This window comes from Segatella copri, from assembly GCF_019249765.2.
Classification (GTDB): domain Bacteria; phylum Bacteroidota; class Bacteroidia; order Bacteroidales; family Bacteroidaceae; genus Prevotella; species Prevotella copri_K.
On the sequence record NZ_CP152484.1, the window covers coordinates 3,427,241 to 3,451,137 of the forward strand.

The 23,897-nt window shown below is 44.4% G+C and carries 19 protein-coding genes and 1 pseudogene; 2 read left to right on the top strand and 18 right to left on the bottom strand.

The features are described from left to right. Nucleotides 1-46 precede the first annotated feature (46 nt). The 7 genes from KUA46_RS14460 to KUA46_RS14490 form a co-directional block, all read right to left on the bottom strand. Entirely contained in the window at nt 47-1,009 is a 963-nt protein-coding gene (locus KUA46_RS14460; protein ID WP_218487863.1) for an acetylornithine carbamoyltransferase, read from the bottom strand. Then, a complete protein-coding gene (locus KUA46_RS14465) occupies nt 993-1,115 on the bottom strand; it encodes a hypothetical protein (RefSeq protein WP_256625105.1) in 123 nt (40 codons plus the stop codon). Before KUA46_RS14465 ends, KUA46_RS14460 begins: the two co-directional genes overlap by 17 nt. Continuing rightward, a complete protein-coding gene (locus tag KUA46_RS14470; protein ID WP_218487862.1) occupies nt 1,096-2,382 on the bottom strand; it encodes a glutamate-5-semialdehyde dehydrogenase in 1,287 nt (428 codons plus the stop codon). The genes KUA46_RS14465 and KUA46_RS14470 overlap by 20 nt, the downstream gene beginning before the upstream one ends. Before the next feature lie 233 nt (nt 2,383-2,615). Then, nucleotides 2,616-3,773: a PDDEXK nuclease domain-containing protein gene (locus tag KUA46_RS14475; RefSeq protein ID WP_254970255.1), complete on the bottom strand. Its 1,158-nt coding sequence runs from the start codon at nt 3,771-3,773 to the stop codon at nt 2,616-2,618. Nucleotides 3,774-4,247: 474 nt separating this feature from the next. Then, complete coding sequence (locus KUA46_RS14480; protein ID WP_006847554.1) at nt 4,248-4,424, bottom strand: hypothetical protein; 177 nt, start codon at nt 4,422-4,424, stop codon at nt 4,248-4,250. Nucleotides 4,425-4,515: 91 nt separating this feature from the next. Then, nucleotides 4,516-5,652, bottom strand: coding sequence for an AAA family ATPase (locus tag KUA46_RS14485; RefSeq protein ID WP_218487861.1), 1,137 nt, complete (start codon nt 5,650-5,652; stop codon nt 4,516-4,518). A gap of 118 nt (nt 5,653-5,770) precedes the next feature. Beyond that, nucleotides 5,771-7,387 (bottom strand): DUF6377 domain-containing protein, encoded by a 1,617-nt coding sequence (locus tag KUA46_RS14490; protein WP_218487860.1) that lies wholly within the window; start codon nt 7,385-7,387, stop codon nt 5,771-5,773. 350 nt (nt 7,388-7,737) lie between these two features. Between KUA46_RS14490 and KUA46_RS14495 the strand changes: the two genes are divergently transcribed. Beyond that, nucleotides 7,738-9,918, top strand: coding sequence for an alpha-galactosidase (locus tag KUA46_RS14495; protein ID WP_218487859.1), 2,181 nt, complete (start codon nt 7,738-7,740; stop codon nt 9,916-9,918). A 107-nt stretch (nt 9,919-10,025) separates the two neighbouring features. On the opposite strand, the pseudogene proB reads toward KUA46_RS14495, so the two are convergent. From proB to KUA46_RS14525, 6 genes and pseudogenes are all read right to left on the bottom strand, one after another. Next, nucleotides 10,026-10,796 (bottom strand): annotated as a pseudogene (gene proB / locus KUA46_RS14500) (glutamate 5-kinase); the annotation flags it as partial. Nucleotides 10,797-10,859: 63 nt separating this feature from the next. Beyond that, nucleotides 10,860-12,521: an AMP-binding protein gene (locus KUA46_RS14505; RefSeq protein WP_218487858.1), complete on the bottom strand. Its 1,662-nt coding sequence runs from the start codon at nt 12,519-12,521 to the stop codon at nt 10,860-10,862. Nucleotides 12,522-12,531: 10 nt separating this feature from the next. After that, nucleotides 12,532-13,086 carry a helix-turn-helix domain-containing protein gene (locus tag KUA46_RS14510; protein ID WP_218487857.1) on the bottom strand — a complete coding sequence of 185 codons (555 nt, stop codon included), beginning with the start codon at nt 13,084-13,086 and terminating at the stop codon, nt 12,532-12,534. A 196-nt stretch (nt 13,087-13,282) separates the two neighbouring features. After that, nucleotides 13,283-14,065, bottom strand: coding sequence for a pyrroline-5-carboxylate reductase family protein (locus KUA46_RS14515; RefSeq protein ID WP_006847541.1), 783 nt, complete (start codon nt 14,063-14,065; stop codon nt 13,283-13,285). 765 nt (nt 14,066-14,830) lie between these two features. Next, entirely contained in the window at nt 14,831-16,051 is a 1,221-nt protein-coding gene (locus tag KUA46_RS14520) for a hypothetical protein (protein ID WP_434725800.1), read from the bottom strand. Then, on the bottom strand, nt 16,051-16,296 hold the full coding sequence (locus KUA46_RS14525) for a hypothetical protein (protein ID WP_218487983.1): 246 nt from the start codon (nt 16,294-16,296) through the stop codon (nt 16,051-16,053). The genes KUA46_RS14520 and KUA46_RS14525 overlap by 1 nt, the downstream gene beginning before the upstream one ends. A 429-nt stretch (nt 16,297-16,725) precedes the next feature. On the opposite strand from KUA46_RS14525, the gene KUA46_RS14530 reads away from it, so the two are divergent. Further along, nucleotides 16,726-18,852 (top strand): TonB-dependent receptor domain-containing protein, encoded by a 2,127-nt coding sequence (locus KUA46_RS14530; RefSeq protein WP_218487918.1) that lies wholly within the window; start codon nt 16,726-16,728, stop codon nt 18,850-18,852. Between the two features lie 161 nt (nt 18,853-19,013). Here KUA46_RS14530 and KUA46_RS14535 read toward each other — a convergent pair whose 3' ends face one another. The 5 genes from KUA46_RS14535 to argR all read right to left on the bottom strand — a co-directional run bounded on the left by KUA46_RS14535 (nt 19,014) and on the right by argR (nt 23,737). After that, nucleotides 19,014-20,156 carry an aspartate aminotransferase family protein gene (locus tag KUA46_RS14535; RefSeq protein ID WP_218487919.1) on the bottom strand — a complete coding sequence of 381 codons (1,143 nt, stop codon included), beginning with the start codon at nt 20,154-20,156 and terminating at the stop codon, nt 19,014-19,016. Nucleotides 20,157-20,265: 109 nt separating this feature from the next. After that, entirely contained in the window at nt 20,266-21,267 is a 1,002-nt protein-coding gene (gene argC / locus KUA46_RS14540; protein ID WP_118154055.1) for an N-acetyl-gamma-glutamyl-phosphate reductase, read from the bottom strand. A 2-nt stretch (nt 21,268-21,269) separates the two neighbouring features. After that, nucleotides 21,270-22,472 carry an argininosuccinate synthase gene (locus KUA46_RS14545; RefSeq protein ID WP_203055306.1) on the bottom strand — a complete coding sequence of 401 codons (1,203 nt, stop codon included), beginning with the start codon at nt 22,470-22,472 and terminating at the stop codon, nt 21,270-21,272. Between the two features lie 73 nt (nt 22,473-22,545). Continuing rightward, nucleotides 22,546-23,157 carry a GNAT family N-acetyltransferase gene (locus KUA46_RS14550; RefSeq protein ID WP_022121132.1) on the bottom strand — a complete coding sequence of 204 codons (612 nt, stop codon included), beginning with the start codon at nt 23,155-23,157 and terminating at the stop codon, nt 22,546-22,548. Nucleotides 23,158-23,248: 91 nt separating this feature from the next. Then, a complete protein-coding gene (argR, locus tag KUA46_RS14555; protein WP_006847530.1) occupies nt 23,249-23,737 on the bottom strand; it encodes an arginine repressor in 489 nt (162 codons plus the stop codon). Nucleotides 23,738-23,897 lie beyond the last annotated feature (160 nt).

The window sequence follows — 23,897 nt, forward strand, 5'->3', positions numbered from 1 at the left end:
TGTCATGACTTATGACACACCTTTAATCTCTTTCTTATATCCTGCTTTAGAGAGATTCAAGCATGCGCTTGATCACAACCTCGGCTGAAATCTCACGGTTGGCTGCCTCTGGAATTACCAGACTGTTCTTGCTTTCAATGACATCATCGGTAACAATCAGTCCGCGGCGTACTGGCAGACAGTGCATGAAGCAACCGTCATTGGTCCAGCTCATGTGCTCCTCGTCGATGGTCCAGCTCATATCCTTGCTCAATATCTCACCATACTGTGCTGGGTCTTTCACGCCCGGACAGCTCCAGTTCTTGGCGTAAACGAAGTCTGCACCTTCCAGCGCCTTCTTCTGGTCGTACTCCACCTTGGCATTGCCCACGAACTTAGGGTCGAGTTCATAGCCCTCTGGATGAGTAACCACGAAATCTACATCGGCTGCATTCATCCACTGGGCGAATGAGTTTGGTACAGCTTGAGGCAAGGCACGGCAATGAGGAGCCCAGGTCAGGACTACCTTAGGACGAGCCACCTTCTTATGCTCCTCGATGGTGATGAGGTCGGCAAATGCCTGGAGAGGGTGAACGGTAGCAGTCTCCATAGCGAAGACTGGGCGACCGCTGTACTTTACGAACTGGTTGACGATGGTCTCGGCATAATCGTAGTCACGGTCTTTCAAACCGGCAAAGCTGCGCACACCGATAAGGTCGCAGAAGCTACCCATCACTGGGATAGCCTCCAGCAGGTGCTCGCTCTTGTCGCCATCCATGATAACGCCACGCTCTGTCTCCAGTTTCCATGCACCGGCATTAACATCGAGCACGATAACATTCATGCCCAGGTTCATCGCTGCCTTCTGTGTACTCAAACGGGTACGGAGGCTGTTATTGAAGAATATCATCAGCAAGGTTTTGTTCTTGCCCAACTCCTGATAACCGAAACGGTTTGATTTTACTTCCTGTGCCTCGGCGAGCGCTGCTTTCAGGTCGCCAAGGTCTTCAACATTAAAGAATGTCTTCATTGTTATTTCGTTTTTTGTTTGTTATTTCTAATATAAAGCTATTGAATTCTTCACTCTTCACTTTTCGTTCTTCACTTCCTTGTTCTTCACTTCCTTGTTTGTCCATTTCCTGTAATCAGCCACTTGTAGGTGGTAATTTCTTCTAGCGCCATTGGTCCGCGGGCTCCAAGCTTCTGGGTACTGATGCCAATCTCTGCGCCCAGTCCGAATTGTGCGCCATCGGTGAAACTGGTTGGAGCATTCACATAAACGCAGGCTGCATCTACCATCGCCTGGAATTTCTTCTGGGCAGTTTCTTTGTTGGAAACAATGCTCTCGCTATGTCCGCTTCCGTAGGTAGCGATGTGTTCGAGCGCCTCATCTTCCGAAGCCACGGTCTTGATACCCATCTGCATGCTGAGCCATTCGGTGTTCCAGATGCTCTTCACGTTAGTATCAGTTTCCTTCATCTTCGCTTCGCTTTCCTCCGCCTTATATAATAAGGTGTCAGGATAGTGACCCTTTAAAGCTTCGTAAGCCTTGGCATCTGCATGAATCTTGGTTTGTTTTTCTGCGAGACCTTCACAGAGGGCAGGGAGGTCGCTTAATCTGCTTTCGTGAATCAGCAGACAGTCGAGCGCATTGCATACGCTCACTCTTCGGCACTTGGCATTGGTGATGATGCGCTTGCCCATCTCCAGGTCGCCATCCTTGTCGAAGTAACAGTGTACCACGCCGGCTCCGGTCTCGATAACCGGAACTTTGGCAGTATCACGGACGAAGTTGATAAGCTTCTTTCCACCACGAGGAATACAGAGGTCGATATAGCCCACGGCATTCAGCATTTCGCCGGTAGCTTCATGGGTAGCAGGGAGCAGTGTAACAACATTCGGGTCAATACCGAAAGTTATCAACACCCTGTGGATAAGTTCGACACCCGCTGAGTTTGAGGCGTTTGCGTCCTTTCCTCCTTTCAGTACACACGCATTTCCACTCTTGAAACAGAGTGAGAAAACATCGTAAGTCACATTAGGACGGGCTTCATAAATCATACCGATAACTCCGAATGGAACGGCAACTCGCTGCAGATGCAAACCATTTTCGAGTGTTTTGTCTTTGAGAACTCTTCCGAGCGGTGAGGGCAGGGTACTTACGTGTCTCATATCCGAAGCAATATCCTTGAGTCGTTGCTCTGTGAGTTGCAATCGGTCGTAGAGCGGGTTCGCCTTGTCCATCTTCGCCAAGTCTTCTGCATTCGCTTTCAAGAGCGCAGGAGTCTCAGCGATGATGGCATCAGCCACCGCCTTTAGCACTTCGTTACGTTGTTCATCGGTCAGCAAGCCCAGAGTCTTGCTAGCCTTCTTCACCTGTTGGAAAGTTTCTTTCAGTTCCATTCGCTATTTCCTTTCTTATTTTTATGATAAGATATTTTGTAATGTGTTACGAGTTCCCTCTTAACAACGGCAAAGGTAAGCATAAATATCGGAAAATGCAAACTTTATGCAAGAAAAAGTGATAGTTTAATAGATAAATGTATAGTTATACGGAAATGAGATTTAAAAAGGTCAGGCAGTGCCTGACCTTTTTGTAATGGTTCCTTCTAATTATTCTGATACATCCAGAAGAATTACTCTTTATCGTTTTCTTCAGGATGAGCCATTAGATACAGTTCCTTCTGTCGTTCGATTTCTCTTCTCAAGTCTTCCTTGTCTGGTAGGTAAAGCTTGTATTTTGCTGCGAACATCTGGTCGTTTTTGGCGAGGGTAGAGTATCGTGCCACATCCGAATCTGTTTCGGTACAAAGGATGATGCCGATTGTAGGGTTGTCGTCTGGTCCTTTTTTCATCTTGTCGTACATCTGAAGATACATATCCATCTGTCCTACATCCTGGTAAGTGATGCGATTTACCTTCAAATCGACCAAAATAAATGATTTGATGAGGTAATTGTAAAATACCAGATCGATGTAGTAGTCGTTTTCCTCGGTTCGGATATGTTGCTGACGAGCCACGAGTGCATATCCCTTTCCCATTTCCATCAAGAACTTCTCTAGATTATTGATGATGGCAGTCTCTAATTTTGATTCTGCGAGGGAGGTGTCTTCTGGTAATCCAAGGAATTCCAAGACAACTGGTGATTTGATGTATTCGAGTTTGTCTTGCTGATAAGCCTTTGTCTTGTCTTGCATCTCGTCAACGACAGGTTGCTTCTTCGTTGACATAAGAAGACGTTCATAATATAAGGTGTTGATATTGCGGTTCAAGGTTCTGAAACTCCAACCTTGCTCGAATGCCTCCTTTGCATACCATTCACGAGCCTTCTTATCTTCTACTCGTATAAGACGCTCGTAATGAGACCAAGGAAGAAAGCGTAACTCAAATTGGGCAGGCGGTGTCTGACCTTTTTGGGGTAGCAAAGAAGATTCATCAGACAGTGTCTGATGTTTTTGCTTTTTGAATTCTTCAGACACTGTCTGAAGAATTTGTAAGTCACTGAATGTCAGATAGAATCTTTTATAGTTGGCAATATTCGTATATGAGAATCCTTTTCCGAATTCCTTGGTCAAAGCAGCCGAAGCGACCTCTATCACATGCTTTCCGTATTCTGCACGTGATGTTCCGTTCTGTTCTTCTTCCACAATACGTTGCCCTATTCTCCAGTTTCTTTCCACCAGAGAATAATTGACGGCAGCAAATGCTTTGCTGCGAGCCTTGCTGACGATGGAGCGCAAGTCGTTGACGAGCATGTTGTCTTCATCGTTATATTTCTTTTCGGGTTCTTTCATGATGCTACTGATTTTAGCCGTTCAAAGTGCAAAGATACGATTTTATATCGAAAAAGCAATCTTTCTCTTCACTTTTTTCGATAAAAAGTTGCAGATAATAATTGTATTTCCAGAAGAAAGTAGTATCTTTGTATCAGAGTTTGTAGTTGTACAACTATAGTGTATAAGGTTGTACAACTATGGGGGGTAAAGTTGTACAACTATAAGGTGTAAGGTTGTACAACTATAGGGTGTAAAGTTGTACAACTATAAGGTGTTGTCACTATAGTCAGCAGATGTGCTGACTGCAGTCGGCAGACCTGCTGACTAGGCTCAGCAGAGCTGCTGAGCCTAGTGGCAAACTCCGAGAAGCAGTATCCTCTTACCCAAGAAACAGTATCCGCTACCCCGATAAACTATCTCCGCTAACCCGATATGCTATATCCGTAAGTTTATTCAACCATATTCTCTGGCTTGTTAAAGCAGTTAGGGAATCTACATATCCATAGTGTAGTTGTGAAGATATTCCCAAGCATCGTTCAAATCACGTAAAGGGAGGCGCTCTTTTACGAGCTTTATCTTTAATGCCTTGCAGAATGCTTTCAGAACAGATTCTGTTGCCATCTCCTCCAACTTAATATAGTTAGGACGTTTAGAGAACAAACAAGTCATCCATTGTTACTACCGACTGAACATCCCAGGCATAAGGATTGTCGGATAATCCCATGGTCGTAATCATTGTAAGATGTAGGGCTTTCTTTGTTTATATTCTCTTTAACCACAGATCCATGAATCTGTCGTAGATGACGTATCCTTCATTAGTCCTATATACTAATTCCTTGTCTTCCAAGATTTTGAGGGCAGCCTTTACGCTGCTGGCTCCACTCAGCTTGTGCTCCTTGATGAACTTGCCAGAGGTAGGCTGGGCAACAATGCTATCCTTGGCTATAGCTTTCAGAAGCGAGAACTGGTTCTCTGTGAAGAACTGTACCATATTCTCAAACTGTGGTTCTCTACCTTCGAGTACTGAAAGAATTGCTGGATTTACTTGCTTGATACTATCAACTTGTATTTCGGTTTCATAGAGGCGATTCATGATGCATTGGATATACCATGTGTGGCCCTCGAATTGTAGATAGATGTAGTCGAAGGTTTCTTTTGATAAGTTGCCACCTTTCTGCTTGAAGAAGTTTTGGCAAAACTCATAATAAACATCGTTTCTCAATGGTTTAAGTCCCATCATCTCAGTGCTTTGGTAAAATGGATGTTTCGGTGAGCCGAATATCTCAGCCATCAGATGATGCTTGCTGCCGGAGAAGATGAAATGCACATGTTGGGCAAACTGGATATAAGAACGTAGCAATGCTTCTGTGCCTTTCTCCGGATATTCTGCAATCTGCTGAAACTCATCGATGGCGATATATACCTCTTTCCCACTCTCGTTGAGATAGTTGAAGATGCTGCGGATGGTGATGTCTTCTTGGGATGGCTCAATTGTGATTGATACACTAGGCTCACCAGTCAATGGATCCATGCTGAGTACAGGGCGCAAGGCACTGAAGAAGGCGATGGTTTTCTCTATGAATGAGGTGTTCTTGCGGACGATGTCATTGATAACCATTACTCCAAATTGTTCCACAAAGTCGTGCAAGTTCTTGGTAGCGAATATGTCGAGGTATAGGCATGCGGAATCCTTCTCATCTTTTTCCAGATGATAGAAAGTGTTCTTGATAAGCCCAGTTTTTCCTAGTCTTCGAGGAGAAATGAGGGTAACGTTTCTTCCATTCTTCAGGTGTGATATCAAAGTCTTTGTTTCAGCCTCTCTGTCGCAGAAATACTCGGGACTTTCATAACCTTGATAGATGAAAGGATTTGCTAATTTCTTGTTTCTTAGTTTCATACGCCATTACATCTTTAGTGTTACAACTTTTATGTAATGGCAAAGATACAACTATTTCTTGAATGGGCAAAAGAAAATGGCAGAAAATTGAGGAACATTCTCAACTTTCTGCCATTTATTAGCCTATCACATTGCATAGTCGGTTGATGGCTGCATCAAAAGTGGTGAGGTCTTTGGCTCGCTTTCTGATGGCTGCCTTGTAATTATAGATGGTTTGCGTAGAATAGAACAGGAGGGTGGCCAGTTCCTGACCATCCGTAATTCCCAGTCGCATCAGTGCATAGATACGCAGTTCCTTGGTGAGACTGTTAGGGGCAGGGAGAACAATCTGTTTTTCTGGCAATAGCAGTTGGTTGAACTCTTCCACGAAATTCGGATACAAGTCAATGAATGCCTTGTCGAAGCGAATATAGAAGTTGGCTGCCTCTTCTTCTGCCAGCTTGTAGCTGTTGATGGCAGTCAGAAGATCGGCAGTTTGCTTTGCCTTGATTTTGCGGCTTACCAATTTGCGATAATCATCCAGTTTCTTGATATATACGGCACTGATGTCCATAAATAAATGCATATAGGTCTCTCTTCGCTTATTGGTGTTGAGCAGCTTCTGGTTCAGTTCGTCCAAGAGTGTATTTTGGCTTTTTATCTCCCTACGGCTCTTGGCTAGATGCTTGTTCATCTTGAATGCAAAGAAAGCCATGGCAAGGAATCCTAGCGACAGGATACTCACGATGACGAGGGATGCTGTTACGATGCGGTTCTTGCGTACTTCTGCCTGATGGTTCGTTTCTGTGATAAGGGGAAGTATGCGTGAAATCTCAACCATGCGGAGACGGTTGTTGTAGAATTGGGCATCCTCCATGGAGCAATAGATGTATTTGGAAGCCCTCTTTGCATAGGAGGCATCCTTATTATATAGATAGGTGGAAAACTCCTGAAGGGCCAGATTCTCCTTCAGGGGACATATCTGGTCTGAGATGGCTGCTTCTACAATATACTTTTCGTATAAATCCTTTTGGTCGGTATCATAATAATAGCGGGCTATGCAATAAGCCGATGAGGCATACACACGGCTGTTCAGGGGACTGGCAGAAAGTGCCTTCATGTAGAACTGAAGTGTTTTTTTGCTTGTACGCTGCTTAAGATATTCAACCTCTCCTGACAGATAGTAATAAAGAGCGGATTCCTTGTTGCCGATATGTTCAAGAGTCTTGCCTAAATAAAAACGTTTCTTGGCTTCTAATCCTTCTTGAAACTCCGACTTGTTGCAGAAAGTTTCCCAGTAGTTATATACCCAAGTCAAGGTATAATAATAGTATTGCAATAACTTAGGTGACATTTTCTCCACATCCATTGCGAGCATTAAGTCTTCTGCCTGGCTGTAGAAACCGCCTGTTGACAGCACTGCCGCACGATTGATTTTATTCAGGTTGATGAAATAATCATCCTGAAGTTGTACTGCCAGCTGGTAGCCCTTCTTGGCGTATGTCATGGCAGAGTCGTAACGGTAGGTATAATACTCTCTGTAGATCTGGTTATAGAGACTAAGCTGGCTGCGCTTGTCGGAAGTCATGTATAGTTGCTTTTTGAGTCTTAGCAGTTTCGCTTCTTTTCTTTGGGTAAACTTGCTTCGCTGAGCGATATAACTGTCTAAACGATGGAACAGCTGTTCCTCGTTTACGGAAGAAGCATTTGCCATTAATGGCATAAACATCATTAAGAACCACAATACTACTTTCATAACTATTTAATTGTTATTGTTACTATCTGATAGGCTATAAGAAAGCCTTATAATTGTATTTTTCTGCAAAGATACTACATTTATTTCTCTTTTTACCATCTACTCTATTAAAAAGTATTAATATCTTTGATAGCTTGATTATTAGAAGGTTATAGACTTAATAAACCTAATATTTATCTACTTATAACCTACACATGATGCCAATGTCTGAAAAATCTCCTTAACTTTGCAACCGCAATCGAATCGCATTCGGTGGCAAGTGAAATCATGTAAAACTAAGAATAAACAACTGTAAGATTATGAACTTAAGAATCCGTACATTCTCTATGGAACGTAAAAACCAAAGAACGATGAAAAAGGTATTTATGATTATCGCAGCGATGTGCATGACATCTATCATGGCATCTGCTCAAAAGACCATCCGAGTGTCAACCGACAAGACCGACCTCGTGATGCAGGTTTCTCCTAAGGGTCGCCTCTACCAAGTGTATCTGGGTGACAAGTTGAAGAATCCTTCAGATTACAATCATCTGAAGTGGGATGTATATGCGGCTTCTGATGGTTCCGTCTGCCAGCGAGGTCATGAGGTTTATGCAACCTCTGGTGCTGAAGATTTCTTCGAGCCGGCAGTGGCAGTGACCCATGCAGATGGTAATATGACTACCTATTTGTATTATCAGTCTTCTGAAGAAAAGGCTATCAGTGGAGGTGTTGAGACCATCATCACGCTTAAGGACAAGGTGTATCCGCTGACCGTGAAGCTCCACTATGCAGCTTATCCTAAGGAGAACGTCATCAAGGCGTGGAGCGAAATTTCTCATAAGGAGAAAGCTCCGGTTACGCTTTGGAGATATAGCTCAACAATGCTTTATTTCAAGGCAAACAAGTATTTCGTTACCAATTATCATAGCGACTGGGCTAAGGAAGGCCAGCCTGAAACTTGCCAGTTGACTGCTGGTAAGAAGATTGTTGATACCAAGTTGGGTACCCGTGCAGCCATGCAGGAGGAGCCGTTCTTTGAACTGGGATTCGATGAGCCAGCCAAGGAGAATGAGGGCAAGGTGATGCTTGGAACCATCGGATGGCCTGGCAACTTCCGCTTTACCTTCGAGGTAGATAACGTGGGAGCCCTTCGTGTTATCCCTGCCATCAATCCATACGCCTCTAATTATAAACTGAAGGCTGGTGAGACGTTCACTACCCCTGAGTTTATCTTTGCCATGAGTGATAATGGTATTGGGGAGGCTTCCCGTAATTTGCACAATTGGGCTCGCCAGTATCAGGTGAACATGGGTATGGAAGATCGCCTTACGCTCTTGAACAACTGGGAGAATACCGGGTTCGACTTCAACCAGCAGAGTCTTGCTGAGTTGATGAAGGATGCCAAGGACCTGGGTGTAGATATGTTCTTGCTTGATGATGGTTGGTTTGCCAACAAGTATCCTCGCAAGGACGACCATGCAGGTCTCGGCGACTGGGAGGCTACCAAGAGCAAGCTGCCTGATGGAATACCTGGATTGGTAAGAGACGCCAAGAAGGCTGGTGTAAAGTTTGGTATTTGGATTGAGCCTGAGATGGTGAATCCTAAGAGTGAACTCTTTGAGAAGCATCCCGACTGGGTGATCATGCAGCCAAAGCGTGATACCTATTATTACCGCAACCAGCTGGTGCTTGATATCAGTAACCCTAAGGTACAGGATTATGTGTTCGGCATCGTGGATCGCATCATGACGGAGAATCCGGATGTGGCTTACTTCAAGTGGGACTGCAACAGTGTGATTACCAATATCTATTCTCCATATCATAAGGAGAATCAGGGTAATTTCTATATCGATCATGTGCGTGGTATCTACAAGGTGCTTACCCGTATTCATAAGAAGTATCCTAAGTTGCCGATGATGCTCTGCTCTGGCGGTGGCGGCAGAATGGATTACGAGATGCTTAAGTATTTCACCGAGTTCTGGTGTTCAGACGATACGGATCCATACGAGCGCCTCTACATCCAGTGGAGCCTGTCAACGTTCTTCCCAGCCAAGACCATGGGTTCGCATGTAACTAACTGGAACAAGAATACCAGTGTGAAGTTCCGCACCGATGTTTGCAGTTCATGTAAGTTGGGCTTTGATATCGACCTCAAGTCGCTTTCTGGTGATGACTACAAGTTTGTGCAGAATGCAGTCAAGAACTACGATAGCATGAAGCCGATGATTCTTGAGGGCGACCAGTATCGCCTGGTTTCTCCATACGAAGGCAACCACTGTGCCATAAACTATGTAAGTAAGGACAAGCAGCGTGCCGTTCTCTTTGCTTACGACTTGCATCCACGCTACAAGGAACCTCTGATGAATGTAAAGATGCAGGGATTGGATGCCAATAAGGTTTATACCGTAAAGGAAACCAATCTGATGCCTGGTAAAGAGTCTGATTTGGAGTGCAATGGCAAGCAGTACAGCGGTGACTATCTGATGAAGGTCGGCTTGAATGTATTCGGTCAGACCGATGGAACCAGCCATGTGTTGGTATTAGAATAACGTATCAACTATTCATAATGAAAACGAAAAGCAGCAAAGTCTATAAATAGGCTTGCTGCTTTTTTAGGTTTCTGTATTTCTTATCCCTAATGATTTTACTTGTTTAACGGTCTTGCCACAAATTCTGTATGAAGGGTCTCCATCGGATGTTCCTTCAGATTAATGAGAATGTTTGGTGTGTTGCCATTGGCGATGATTACCTTGATGCCGGCATTGGCTACATCGTGGGCGGTCTTTACCTTCGATGTCATGCCGCCTCTGCCGTGGCTGCTCTTGCTGGCAAGGATATACTCGCTGATGTCGCGGTCGTAATAAACCGATGGGATGATGCGGGTGGTAGGCTCGCTTGGGTCGCCATTGTAGATGCCATCCACATTACTTAATAGAATCAAAGTGTCGGCATTCATCATCTTGGCAATCAAGCCAGACAACTCATCGTTATCCGTAAACATCAGCTCGGTGATGCATACGGTATCGTTCTCGTTGACGATAGGGAGCACGTTGTTTTCCAGCATCACCTGCATGCAGGCCTCCTGGTTCTTGTACTGCTCTTCGGCACCGAAATTCTCCTTCATGGTCAATACCTGACCTATCTTGATCTTGTATTCGCGGAAAAGGTTGTAATAGAGACCAACGAGTTTCACCTGTCCGATGGCAGAGAACAGCTGGCGCTGCTCCACGCTATCCAGATGGTGGTCAACGTGCAGTTCTGCTCTTCCGGCAGCCACGGCACCAGAAGATACCAGAATCACCTCATAGTCGTGCTTTCTGAGCCAGACAATCTGATCCACAATTGCCGACATTCTCGTTACATCCAGTTTTCCGTCTTCTCGGGTCAGCACGTTGCTGCCCACCTTTACTACGATTCTTTTTCCCATTTTATGCTGATATTTAGTTGGAGCAAAGGATTTGAAAATTCAAATCCTTTGCTCCAACAATCATTATTTCTTTTTATTGTCTTTTTCTCGAATCTCTACTCTTCGAATCTTGCCGGAGATGGTCTTTGGCAATTCATCTACGAATTCGATGATGCGAGGATATTTATAAGGAGCAGTCTCGTGCTTTACATGATCCTGCAGCTTCTTGATGAGGTCTGGACCTGCCATACTCTTGTATTCATCCTTTAGTACGACGGTTGCCTTGACAACCATACCGCGGATTGGGTCTGGCACACCGGTGATGGCGCACTCTACTACGGCAGGGTGAGTCATCAGGGCATTCTCTACCTCGAAAGGACCGATACGGTAGCCCGAGCTCTTGATCACGTCGTCGATTCTGCCCTCAAACCAGAAGTAGCCTTCCTCATCACGCCAAGCCATATCGCCCGTGTGATAGTAACCGTCGTGCCAAACCGATTTGGTCTGCTTCTCGTCACGATAGTAATATTTGAAGAGACCGATAGGCTTGTTGTCGCCGATGCGGATGCAAATCTCGCCCTTTTCGCCATCCTCGCATTCCGTCATGTCTGGGCGCAGGATGTGAACATCATATTGTGGGTTTGGCTTGCCCATGCTTCCTGGCTTTGGCTTGATCCAAGGGAAGGTGCCGAGTGTCATGGTGGTCTCGGTCTGTCCGAAGCCCTCGTAAATCTGAACACCCGTCAGCTTTTGGAAGGTTTCTGCCACGGATGGGTTCATAGCCTCGCCTGCTGTGGTGCAGTATTCAAGACTGCTGAGGTCATACTTAGAGAAATCCTCCTGAATCATGAAGCGATAGATGGTAGGAGGGGCACAGAAAGAGGTGATGTGATACTTCTCAATCTGGCGCATGATCTTATCAGCCGTAAACTTCTCGTGATCGAAGACGAAGACGGTGGCTCCGGCAAACCATTGTCCGTAGAGCTTGCCCCATACAGCCTTGCCCCAACCGGTATCGGCTACGGTAAGATGGATGGAGTTCTCGTGTAGATTGTGCCAATATACACCCGTGGTCAGATGACCGAGGGCATAGAGGTGATCGTGTGCCACCATCTTTGGCTCGCCAGTGGTTCCAGATGTGAAGTACATCAGCAGGGTATCCTCATTAGAGTTTACATGTTCTGGGCGAACGAAAGGAGCACATTCGTTCCATTCTTTCATCCAGTCGTGGAAACCTTCTGGGATATCCGGACCGATACTGATCAAAGTTTTTACAGAAGGACTCTCTGGCATTGCCTCTTTAATTTGCTCTACCACGTAATCATCGCCGCAGCAGATGATAGCCTTCACGCTTGCTGCATTGTTGCGGTAAACGATGTCGTGCTTGGTAAGCATGTGGGTAGCTGGGATGGCTACGGCACCCAACTTGTGGAGACCGAGCATGGCAAGCCACCACTGATAGTGACGCTTTAGAATCAGCATCACCTTATCATCGTGACCGATACCGAGACTCTGGAAGTAAGCGGCAGCCTTGTCGCTCTGCTCCTTTAGGTCCTTGTATGTGAAACGGATTTCCTCACCTCGTTCGCTTGCCCAAAGCAGTGCCACGTGGTCTGGTTTAATCTTAGCCCATTCGTCCATCACGTCGTAGGCAAAGTTGAAATCTTCTGGTATGATAAACTCCAGATGCTCCTTGAAGTCTTGCTCTGAAGTAAATTTTGTCTGTTTTAGAAATCTCTCGATCATAGTTACTCTTCTAGATAATTATACAAAGGAACTTGGCAGGCTCATTGTTGAGTGAGCGGAAGCAGTGTGACTTCTTGCTGTCGAAGTAGATGCTGTCGCCAGGGTTCAGCACCATCACCTTCTCTTCGATGGTAACTTCCAGCTGTCCCTCAATCACATAATCATATTCCTGTCCGTCGTGTCCGTTCTTGTTCGGCTTCTTGTCGCCTGGCAACGGATCCACCTGTACCATGAACGGATTCACCTTTCTATCCTTGAATCCTACGGCAAGGCTCTGGTATTTATACTGGTTGTTGCGGTCAATCTCCGGTCCCTGTCCCTTGCGGGTAACGTAGTATCCCTTCATGCGAGGTTCCTCTCCGAAGAGCAATACGTCAAGGTCGATGCCGTATCGCTTAGAAATTTTTGACAGGCGATAAACAGAAGGATCCGCCTCACCGGATTCTATCTTGAGGTAATGATCAAGACTGATTTCGCACAGTTCTGCAATTTCCTCGGCAGGAATATTGAGAACCTCGCGGAGACCTTTCAGCCTTTCACCGATTTGCTTGATTGCTTCGTCCATAAAATATTCTTTTTATTGTTTGCTTTGATAATACATCGAACAGTTGCTGATGGGCAATTTCGAAATGTAAGCGCAAAGATACGAAAAATATTTAAAACGGCTCAAAAAACTTACGTTTTTATAACTCTTTGTGCTTATAAAAACGAAAATGCTGCACAAATAAAGTAATCTGTGCAGCATTCATTGTATCATTTTCTTATTTTTTTCCTGCCAATAAACCATTGATTACTGCGCTGGTAAAGCCGCCTTGTTCCATGGTATTCAAGCCCTTGATGGTGCAGCCGCCAGGAGTTGTTACTTTATCAATGGCAGCCTCTGGGTGTTCGCCTGTTTCCTGAAGCAGTTCTACGGCACCCTTGATGGTCTGCAAGACAATCTTCTGGGCATCCTTTGCCTTGAAGCCCATCTCTACGCCGCCTTCTACATTGGCTCTTACATAGCGCATGGCGTAAGCGATGGCACACGACATAGCTGTAGCTGCTGGGAAGAGACGTTCTTCCATGATGAGGCTTTCGCCCAATTCATCAAAGATTTCTGTAATCTGCTGGATTTCTGTAGCAGATGCATCTACAGGAGTGATGAAGGTCATCGACTGCTTGTAGGCGATGGCGATGTTTGGCATCACGAGGAAGAAGGTTGGGGTGATGCCATCCTTGTCCAGCCACTCCTTGATGTTGGCTGATGGCACACCGGCTGCTACCACTACGAGTTTCTGACTCTTGTAGTTGAGTGCATCCTTGATTCCCTTCAATGTCTTCTCCACGCACCAAGGTTTTACTACTACGCAAATGATGTCTGCGCCGTGGCAAGCCAACTGGTTGTCGAGGGTTACACTGGCTCCTTCGCTTGCGAAGTGATCCAATACTGGTTGGTTATGGTCAGATACCGTAATATCTGATGGAGTGAACTTCTCGCTCTGCAAGAGTCCTTCTGCCATGGCACCGCCCATAGCACCTGCTCCGATAATTGTTATTTTCATTGTCGTCTTATAGTTAAAATGCAATTATGGTGCAAAGATACTACTTTTATCTGAAAATAGCGTGTTTATAGACGATTTTTTAAGAAAATATGCCGGATTACTGACGATTTTTCAAGAAAGCTGCTAATTTACTCCCATTCTGGAAGTATCCACGTCCTTGGTTCTCTTCTCCTTGTACTTGCCTATCTTATAGATGATGGAGATGAAACTATGTAAATGATATTCTAGAAATAGACAATCAAGAAGAAACCCCTATATAATGGGGAAAGAAGAGATTGAAAATTTTCCCTTAAGGATATTTATTTTTTGCCTTAAGGGAAATTAAATTTTTCCTTAAGGGATATTTCCGCTATATCTTAATCTGTAAAGTTATTTGTGAACGCTGATGTTGTTTTGGTTTGATGACCTTTTTCACGTATAAGACAAGCAAAAAGTAGAAAGTCCCTCATAAAAGTGTATGGATGGCTCGAAAAGTCCCTCATAAAAGTGTGTTAATCTTCTAAAAAGTCCCTCATAAAAATGTGATAGATTTTGCTATCTCATTGTTTTTCAGTCTTTTGCGGCAAGAATACAATAATAATACCATGAGTATATGAAGGGATGGTGTAGCTTCGCAACCTTTTTGATGGCTTTTCTGTCTAACTCAAGTTTCGCAAGTGAGCTCCACACGCCCTGAAAGGGCAGAAGCTCCTAGCCCAGGGCAGCGCCCTGGGTAATCATGGACGCAAGTTTGTCGCCCTGTAAGGTAGGGTGTTCAAAATCCGTTTAAAATCCGACGCATTTATTCCCTAAGGTATTGATGCGTTTCACGGTCAAATTAGGAGAGAGGTTTGTACTAGTCCATTCTTTGATGTGACGATGTCTTCCTTTCTCCAAACGTTCTTTAAATTCGAAACCAACTCGCCTATTTTTGTCAGCCAAGGCTATGCGCAGAGGTATTATAAGAATCATTGGGGTAACACCAGTAAGTTTGTCGTTAGACATTCTAGCCTTAGTCACTCCAAATGTTGATTCTATTGGGTCAGAACTTGCATTGTGTACATCTCCTTCATTTAAGAGAGAGAGCTCACGTTCTAAATATCCCAAGATATAAGAGCCAACTTTTCGCTGTCGCTCATGCTTCAACATCAAGCTTTCTGTCACGAGTTTTTTGCAACGGGCAATAGAGACTTGAGACCACCCGTTGTTTTTTATGTCTTTTTCAATCTTCGTTATACAGTCCATCGTTTCGGCCAATTCATCAACCAGAGAAGCATTCTGCGGAATAAAGGCATATATGCTCTTTATATCCTCTTGCAATGTATGATATACATACTGCATCCTGCTTATCCAGTCAATCCATTTTGACATGTTCATAAAACGTGCAATACTTCGTTGCGATGGAGGTTGTATATAAGCAACATCTTGCATGTTATATTTAAGACGTGCCATCTGAACATTACTTGAAAGCTCCTGAAAATCAAGATCATTCTTGTAAACTCTTTCAAGAAACATGCCAAGAGTATGACTAATATCATGGTGATGTTTATAGCCAGCATCTCTAATGGCCTTACATATACTGGAGCCGTTGTCGCTGATAACATATTCTGGCTCATGCCCAATTTTAGCTGCGACTTTCTCCAATACTTCCTGAATAGTTTTTCCATTCCAACTCTTAGCGATAGATATGTCTACAATGGATATGTCTTTTTCAGTAATAGCCATTCCTATATTATCTGCCGCAACAGCAAGTGTAAGCAGCATCTTCTCACTGCCAATCATCATGCTTTCATCGACAATCAAGGCATAACGCTTACCCTTGAAAAGGGTACACGATTCCTTATAGACACTAAGCCCTAACTCTTGTGCCCAATAGCCAATTGTCGTATAAGCTGGTACTTTACCGAAAATATTGTCCATAAACTCATTCAGGATATTGAATATTTCAACAATCTGACGTGAACCTATAGACAGACGAGCATAAAAAGCCGTACTCAAAGCAACCATTAAGGATGAATAATGATGTCGTCTAATAGACTCATCATTTGTTCGTAAGTCTCCTTGTCCAATCCTACGTTCGGCTTTTCTTTTTTTTTAAGTTCAGAACGATACTTATTGGACTTATTCTGAGAGGTAGACAATCTTCTCTCAAGATTACGTTTGTCCCTTTTTAGAGACTTATTTTCCTTCTTTAGTTTTTCGGCATACTTTTGAAGCTCTTTTGGCTCCATATCTTTGACTGATTTTTTCATATCTTATGTATTTGTTTTTATTTGCAAAGATACTAAAAATCAGCGAGTTATACAAATTTTTAAAGAACTATTTTGTATATTAAAGTGTTAAATATCAGTAACTTAAATACACCTATATAACACCATTTTTTTATACCAGATTTTGATTCGGATTTTGAACAGCCTACCTTACAGGGCGCCTTGTTGATTGCTATTATACCCAGGGCGATGCCCTGGGCTAGGAGCTTTTGGGCCTTCAGCCCGTACTTGAACCACTTTCGAAACTTCAATGTCTAATAACTAGACAGCAGTGTCAAGTATTTAGACAGGTCATCTTATGGCCTTTTTTCTATATATTCTGATAATCAGTTGTTTATGTTTTTGGCATTGTCGTTGCCTTGCTATTTAGCAACAAATAAGAATAGTAACAACATAAAGAATAGTAAGAAAATGAAAAGACTTGCGTTAGTAGCATCCTTCTGTGGCATTGCCATAACACAGATGATGGCACAGAACATCAATGGTGAACAGATTTCCGACACGACCCTATTTGATAAGTTCTCCAAAGAACTTGGCGAAGTGGTGGTGAAAGCTCATCTTCCTCAATATAAGAAGACCCACGAAGGACTGCTGACCAATGTGGCAGGAACCGTGCTTAGCAAGATGGGTACGGCTGAAGATGTATTGAAGCATGTGCCGAGTATCGTGAAGAAGAAAGATGGATATGAGGTGGTCGGTAAGGGTACACCTATTATATATATCAACGGCAGGAAGATGCAAGACATCAGTGAGTTGGATAACATCAAATCTTCCGACATCAAGAGTGTGGAAGTCATCCAGAATCCAGGAGCCACCTACGATGCTTCGGTAAATGCGGTAATCAAAATCAAGACCATCAAGAAGAAAGGCGAAGGTTTCGGCTTTGATACTCGCTCTGTGTATTGGTACAATAAGCATGACAATACCATCCAACAGGTTAACATGAACTATCGTCATAATGGACTGAATCTCTTTGCCACTTATAAGTTCTCTGATGCAACATGGATGCAAAAGGCCTCCTACAATCAGACTGTACATGTCGATACGCTTTGGCAACAGCATAACAACAACGAAGTAACAGGTCGTATAGAATCGCATCGTCTTATCAGTGGTTTTAGCTATGATTTCAATTCCAATCATTCCATTGGTGCGAGATACACCTTGACCTCGCCAGGCTATTCTCGCTCAAAAGATTTTTTCGATAGTCAGGTGACAGCCGACGGTAAGTTTTACGACTATATCAAAACCGATGGTCTGACGGTCGACAAGAACAACCCTAGCCATCAATTGAATGCTTACTACAACGGCATTTGGGGTAAGACCACTATTGATTTGAATACCGACCTCTATTTCAGTACAAATAGGGCTTATGCCTATAGCGATGAACAGAGCCAGGAGCACGATTCTCGTAACATCAACTCCAAGAATCGTGTGAGCAATAAGATGGTAGCTACCAAACTCGTAATTATCTCTCCTCTCTTAGGCGGTAATCTCTCCTATGGAACTGAGTATATCAATACTCATCGTAACGATGACTACGAAGTGAATCGCACCGACCTCCTCGCCAACTCTTATAGCAAGTTGGAGGAGCAGACGGCAAGTCCATTCATCCAATATGCGCGCCTCACCCCGATAGGAAACATCACGGCAGGATTGCGATACGAGTATGTAAGATTCAAGTATTATGATGCAGGCATCTATCAGCCCGAGCAGAGTCGCTCCTTCCGCAATCTCTTTCCTACCATCAGCTATGGTGCGAAGATAGGTAAGGTAATGGCACAGTTGAGCTATTCGGTAAAGACCTCTCGTCCTTCATATAGCCAACTGAGCAACAATGTATCTTATATGAATCGATTTACTCGCCAAACAGGTAATCCTTATCTCGACAACGAAACCAATCACAGTGTGGAATTATCGGGTGTATGGAAGTTCATCCAGTTTATGGTCAACTACAAGGACTCTCGCAATGCCATCATCTATTGGGCGGAGCAAATTCCTGAGGACGAAGCTATTACCATGATAAGTCGTAAGAACGTGAAGAGTCTCAAGAGCATGACCGCCTACATCAGTGCCGCTCCAAAGATAGGCATTTGGGCGCCGCAAATCAACTTGGGCATGCAGAAACCCTGGTTCACCCTCCATACTGATGTGGCATCTTATCGCTTGAATCGTCCTATCTTCATGGGCAACTTCAACAATGCCTTCTCCTTGCCATGCGGCATCACCCTTAACGTGGATTATCGCTATCAGAGCAAGGGTAACACGATGAACGTATTTCTTGCCAAAGAGCAGCATGTACTGGATGTCAGCATCAGCAAGTCATTCCTAAAGGATGCCCTTACCTTGGAAATAAAAGGCAACGACCTGCTTTATAAATGTTGGGATGCCGACCTGCTCTATAATCAGAAGATGGAACTCCTGCAAGTATCTAAGCGAGGTACGAGAGACCTGCAACTCACCCTTCGCTATAAGTTCAATACCACACGTAGTAAGTACAAGGGAACTGGTGCCGGTAATGCAGAGCTGAATCGACTATAAATATCTTTTATTACTTTTATTCGAAAGTAGAGACATTTAAGATGATTTCCTATAAGGGGAACAAAAAAGCAGCAAACCGCAAAGGGCTTGCTGCTCACGATAGGAGTGATTCCTATTTCTTTTATGGGTTGAGTTTTCTTTATATTCTTATCTCAATGGGTTTATACTTCTTTTAATACGGTTTCCAATCTTCCGATGAAGTCATCTACATTTTCCTTGGTCAATACCAATGGAGGGAGGATGCGAAGGATGTTGGTGCCGGCGCAACCGGTGAAGCAGTGCTGCTCGTGGATGAGCTTGCTGCGAACTTCCTTGTGAGGAATATCGAGTACGGCTCCTACCATCAAGCCACGGCCACGAACCTCTGTGATGTGGCTGTTGCGCTTATGCAACTCCTTCAGCTGGGCGATGAGGTATTCGCCAACCTCATGCGCATTCTGTACCAGATTCTCCTTCTCAAATACATCGAGAACGGCGAGAGCTGCTGTACATGCCAGGTGGTTGCCACCGAAAGTAGTACCCAGCTGACCATATACAGGCGTAAACTCTGGAGAAATCAACACGCCACCCATAGGGAAACCATTGCCGATACCCTTGGCTACGGTGATGAGATCTGGCTTGATGCCCAACCACTGGTGAGCGAAGAACTTACCGCTTCTGCCATAGCCACACTGGATTTCATCGCAAATCAGGATGGTGCCGTATTTCTTGCAGGCTGCCTGCAATCCCTGAGCAAACTCAGGAGTTACCATGTTGCAACCACCTACGCCCTGAATCGCCTCAATGATACAAGCACAGACATCGCCCTTGGCAAGTTCCTTCTCCCAAGCCTCCAAATCGTTGATAGGAAGATAGGTTACGTGACCATTATCATTGATTGGAGCAATAATCTTTGGATTGTTTGTTACCTCTACGGCAAGGGATGTTCTGCCGTGGAATGCCTTTTCTAAAGAAAGCACGCGGGTTCTGCCGTTGGTAAAAGAAGCCAGCTTCAAGGCATTCTCGTTTGCTTCGGCACCCGAGTTGATGAGGAAGAACTGATAATCTTCATAACCGCTAATCTTGCCCAGACGCTCAGCGAGTTTCACCTGCAACTTGTTGATGACAGAGTTTGAATAGAAACCCAGATTGTTCAACTGGTTGGTGAGCATCTCCACATAGTGAGGATGGCAATGACCGATGCTGATAACGGCATGACCGCCATAGAGGTCGAGGTATTCCTGACCCTTGTCATCCCATACCTTACAGCCCTTACCTTTTACTATATTAATATCGAAAAGAGGATATACGTCGTAAAGTTTCATGTTAAATCTATGTTTTAAGAAAGACAACTCATAGAGTTATCTTATTACAAACTATTTTTTATGATAGAAGAACGAATGATTTTTCATCCGTTCTTCCGAATTCTTTTATCTAAAATGCTGATGGCTTGAGTTTCAAACCTGCTGTCTGGTCGAGACCAAACATGATATTCATGTTCTGAACAGCCTGACCTACGGCACCCTTCAGAAGATTGTCGATGCAGGAAGTGATCAGGAGCTTATCGCCATACTTATCCACATGAACCAAGCACTTGTTGGTATTCACAACCTGCTTCAGGTCGATAGCCTTATCTACATAGTGGGTGAACTTGGCATCCTTGTAGAACTCCTTGTAACCTGCCACGATTTCCTCGATAGGCTTATCAGTCTTCACCACTTCTGTAGCGAAGATGCCACGGGCGAAGTCGCCACGGTAAGGGATGAAGTCGATGGCTGCATCGAGATAACCCTGTGTCTGCTTCAGACTCTGACGAATCTCTGGCACGTGCTGATGGTTAAATGCCTTGTAGATGCTCATGTTGTTGTTGCGCCATGAGAAATGGGTAGTGGCGCCTGGCTTCTGACCAGCGCCGGTGCTACCGGTAATGGCGTTGACAGATACATCGCTGTTGATGAGGCCCATCTTAGCAGCAGGCAACAAACCAAGTTGAATGCAGGTTGCAAAACAACCTGGGTTTGCCACGTGCTGAGCTACGGCTATTTTTGATTCATTTATTTCTGGAAGACCATATACAAAATCGTGAGCGGCTGGGGTTGGCTGCTGGGTGGCAACCACAGTCTCTGGGGCAAGACGGAAGTCCTGTGCCAGGTCGATAATCTTCACGTTCTCCGGAACATTGTGCTCCTTCAGAAACGCCTCGCTCTTGCCATGGCCGAAGCAGAAGAAGATAACATCCACCTGGTCGAAAGGCATCTCGGCGGTAAACTTCAAATCAGTCTCGCCATACAATCCCTCGTGAACCTCAGCCACCAGGTTGCCGGCGTTACTCTCGCTATTGGCGAATACAATCTCTGCCTCAGGATGGTTGATAAGGAGGCGAATCAACTCACCTCCTGTATAACCAGCTGCTCCTAAAATACCTACTTTTACCATAATTATCTTTCCTCGTTAGGGTGCATACCATAATAAACACGGAGTGGGGTAGAGCTTACCTTGATGAAGCCCTTCGCATCCTCGGCTGTCCAACCGTGCTGCATCTCACCATACTCACCGAGCTTAGACTTGGTCAAATCGTCTGGTGAATCGACACCAACAGTCTGGAAGCTAAATGGACGAAGCTTCAGAATAGCAGTACCGTTTACGTTGCGCTGAGAAGAAGTCAGCATTGCCTCGATATCCGGCATCACTGGCTCCAAGTACTGGCTCTCGTGGAGGAACATTCCGTACCAGTTGCCTACCTGGTCCTTCCAATACTGCTGCCACTTGCTCAATGTGCTCTTCTCCAACAGACGGTGTGCCTCGATGATGAGCTTAGGAGCTGCAGCCTCGAAAGCTACACGACCCTTGATACCGATGATAGTGTCACCCACGTTGCAGTCGCGACCGATAGCGTAAGATGCACCAATCTCCTCAATCTTCTGGATGGCTGCAATCTTATCATCAAACTTCTCGCCGTTGACAGCCACAATCTCACCCTTCTCGAAGGTAATCTTCAGTTCGGCCTCTTCTTCCTTGGCAGTAACGTGCTTTAGGTAAGCCTCCTCTGGAAGACCCTGGGTTGGGTCGAGAATCTCACCGCCGCAGATACTGGTTCCCCAGATACCTACGTTATAAGAATACTTTAACTTGGTGAAGTCTGCAAAGAAGCCGTGCTCGTTCAGGTAGTCAACCTCCTCCTTACGAGAAAGCGCCTTGTCACGAGTCAATGTGATGATCTCTACACCAGGAGCCATTACCAGGAAGGTCATGTCGAAACGAATCTGGTCGTTGCCGGCACCTGTACTTCCGTGAGCGATGGCGTCAGCACCAATCTCCTTGGCATAACGAGCGATGGCGATAGCCTGGAAAATACGCTCAGAAGATACAGAGATAGGGTAGCAGTTGTTGCGGAGCACATTACCGAAAATCATGTATTTCAATGATTTCTCGTAATATTCGTGGGTAACGTCGAGAGTGACGTATGCCTTGGCACCCAACTTATATGCGTTCTCCTCGTTGGTCTTCAACTGCTCGGCAGAGAAACCACCTGTGTTAGCGCATGCTGCATAAACATCCCAGCCATCCTGGGTCAACTTCATTACTGTGTATGATGTATCGAGACCGCCGCTGAAAGCGACTACAACTTTTTTATTTGCCATTTTATTTTATGTTTAATATGGATGAATAATATTTAGATGGCATTCTTGCCAACACCTTATTATATATAAGGATTTAGATTTCTGCAGATGGACCGTCAATCTTGCGGATTCTCTCAATCACTTCCTGAGGAAGCTTGATAGGCAGATGCTCCTCTGGGTCGAAGAGCATGGCGGTGCAGATGCAGTATTTGCGGTTGGTACGATGGAGGACATCCACGTTGATGCAACCCTCGCAACCACGCCAGAATGACTCATCATCGGTCAGGTCGGCGAAAGTAACAGGAAGATAACCCAGCTGGGTGTTCATCTTCATAACTGCCGAACCAGATGTCAAAGAGAAAATCTTGGCATGAGGCCATCGCTGTCGGGCAAGCGTAAAGGTAAGGTTCTTGATGCGCTTAGCCAGTCCCATACCACGGAAGTCTGGGTGAACGATCAAACCTGATGTGGTGACATAGTGCTTGTTGCCCCATGTTTCGATGTAGCTGAAACCAGCGAACTTTTCGCCCTGGAGAGCGATGACCGCCTTGGCCTCTCGCATTTTGGTGGCAACATACTCTGGTGAACGCTTGGCGATACCAGAACCACGCTTCTTTGCAGCTTCTGCAATTGTAGTCAGAATGGTGTCGATGTACTTGATGTGACTTTCGTCAGCCACCATTACTTTAACTTCTGCTTCTTCCATTTTTTCTCTTCTATCTTAAAATGTTTTTGTTTTAATATTCTTTCTTTATATATATAATAAGGTGTATGTTTTGCATAAAAATGCAACTACCTTATACATATTTATGGTGAACGTCTGGAATTACCTCTGCTAGTGCATTGATGATTTCCTCTTCTGTGGTACCTTTCTTTTTAACAAGAAAGATAGTGTCGTCACCGGCGATGGTTCCAAGAATTTGAGAAATATCACTATTGTCTATGTTATAGGCAATGCTGCTTGCATATCCCGGACGTGTTTTGATCACGACCATGTTCCCGGAGAAGTTGATTGATTGAAATCCGGTATTCACCATCATCTTGCTCACTGGAATATGGTTTGATACTCTTTTATATAATGTATCATTGGGCAGGACATACGCATATTTTCCACTCGAAGATGCTGCCTTTGCTACCTTGAGCAGTTTTAAGTCACGGCTCAATGTAGCTTGCGTAATCTTAAAGCCTTCTTTGTGAAGAGCCTCCAAAAGTTGGTCTTGCGAACTCAACTCCTGACTTGATATAAGCATCTTCAAAGTTTCCAATCTGCTATTCTTTGCCTTCATATGCTGTATTTTTATTCGTTTAACGGCTGCAAAATTACAATATATTTTGTAAATAACCAAATAAAATGAAAGAAAAATGCATAAAATAACATTATTTTGTCTTTTGTTATGCATAAACGTGGAATAAATATGCATATATTGCCTTCTTTCATACAAATAT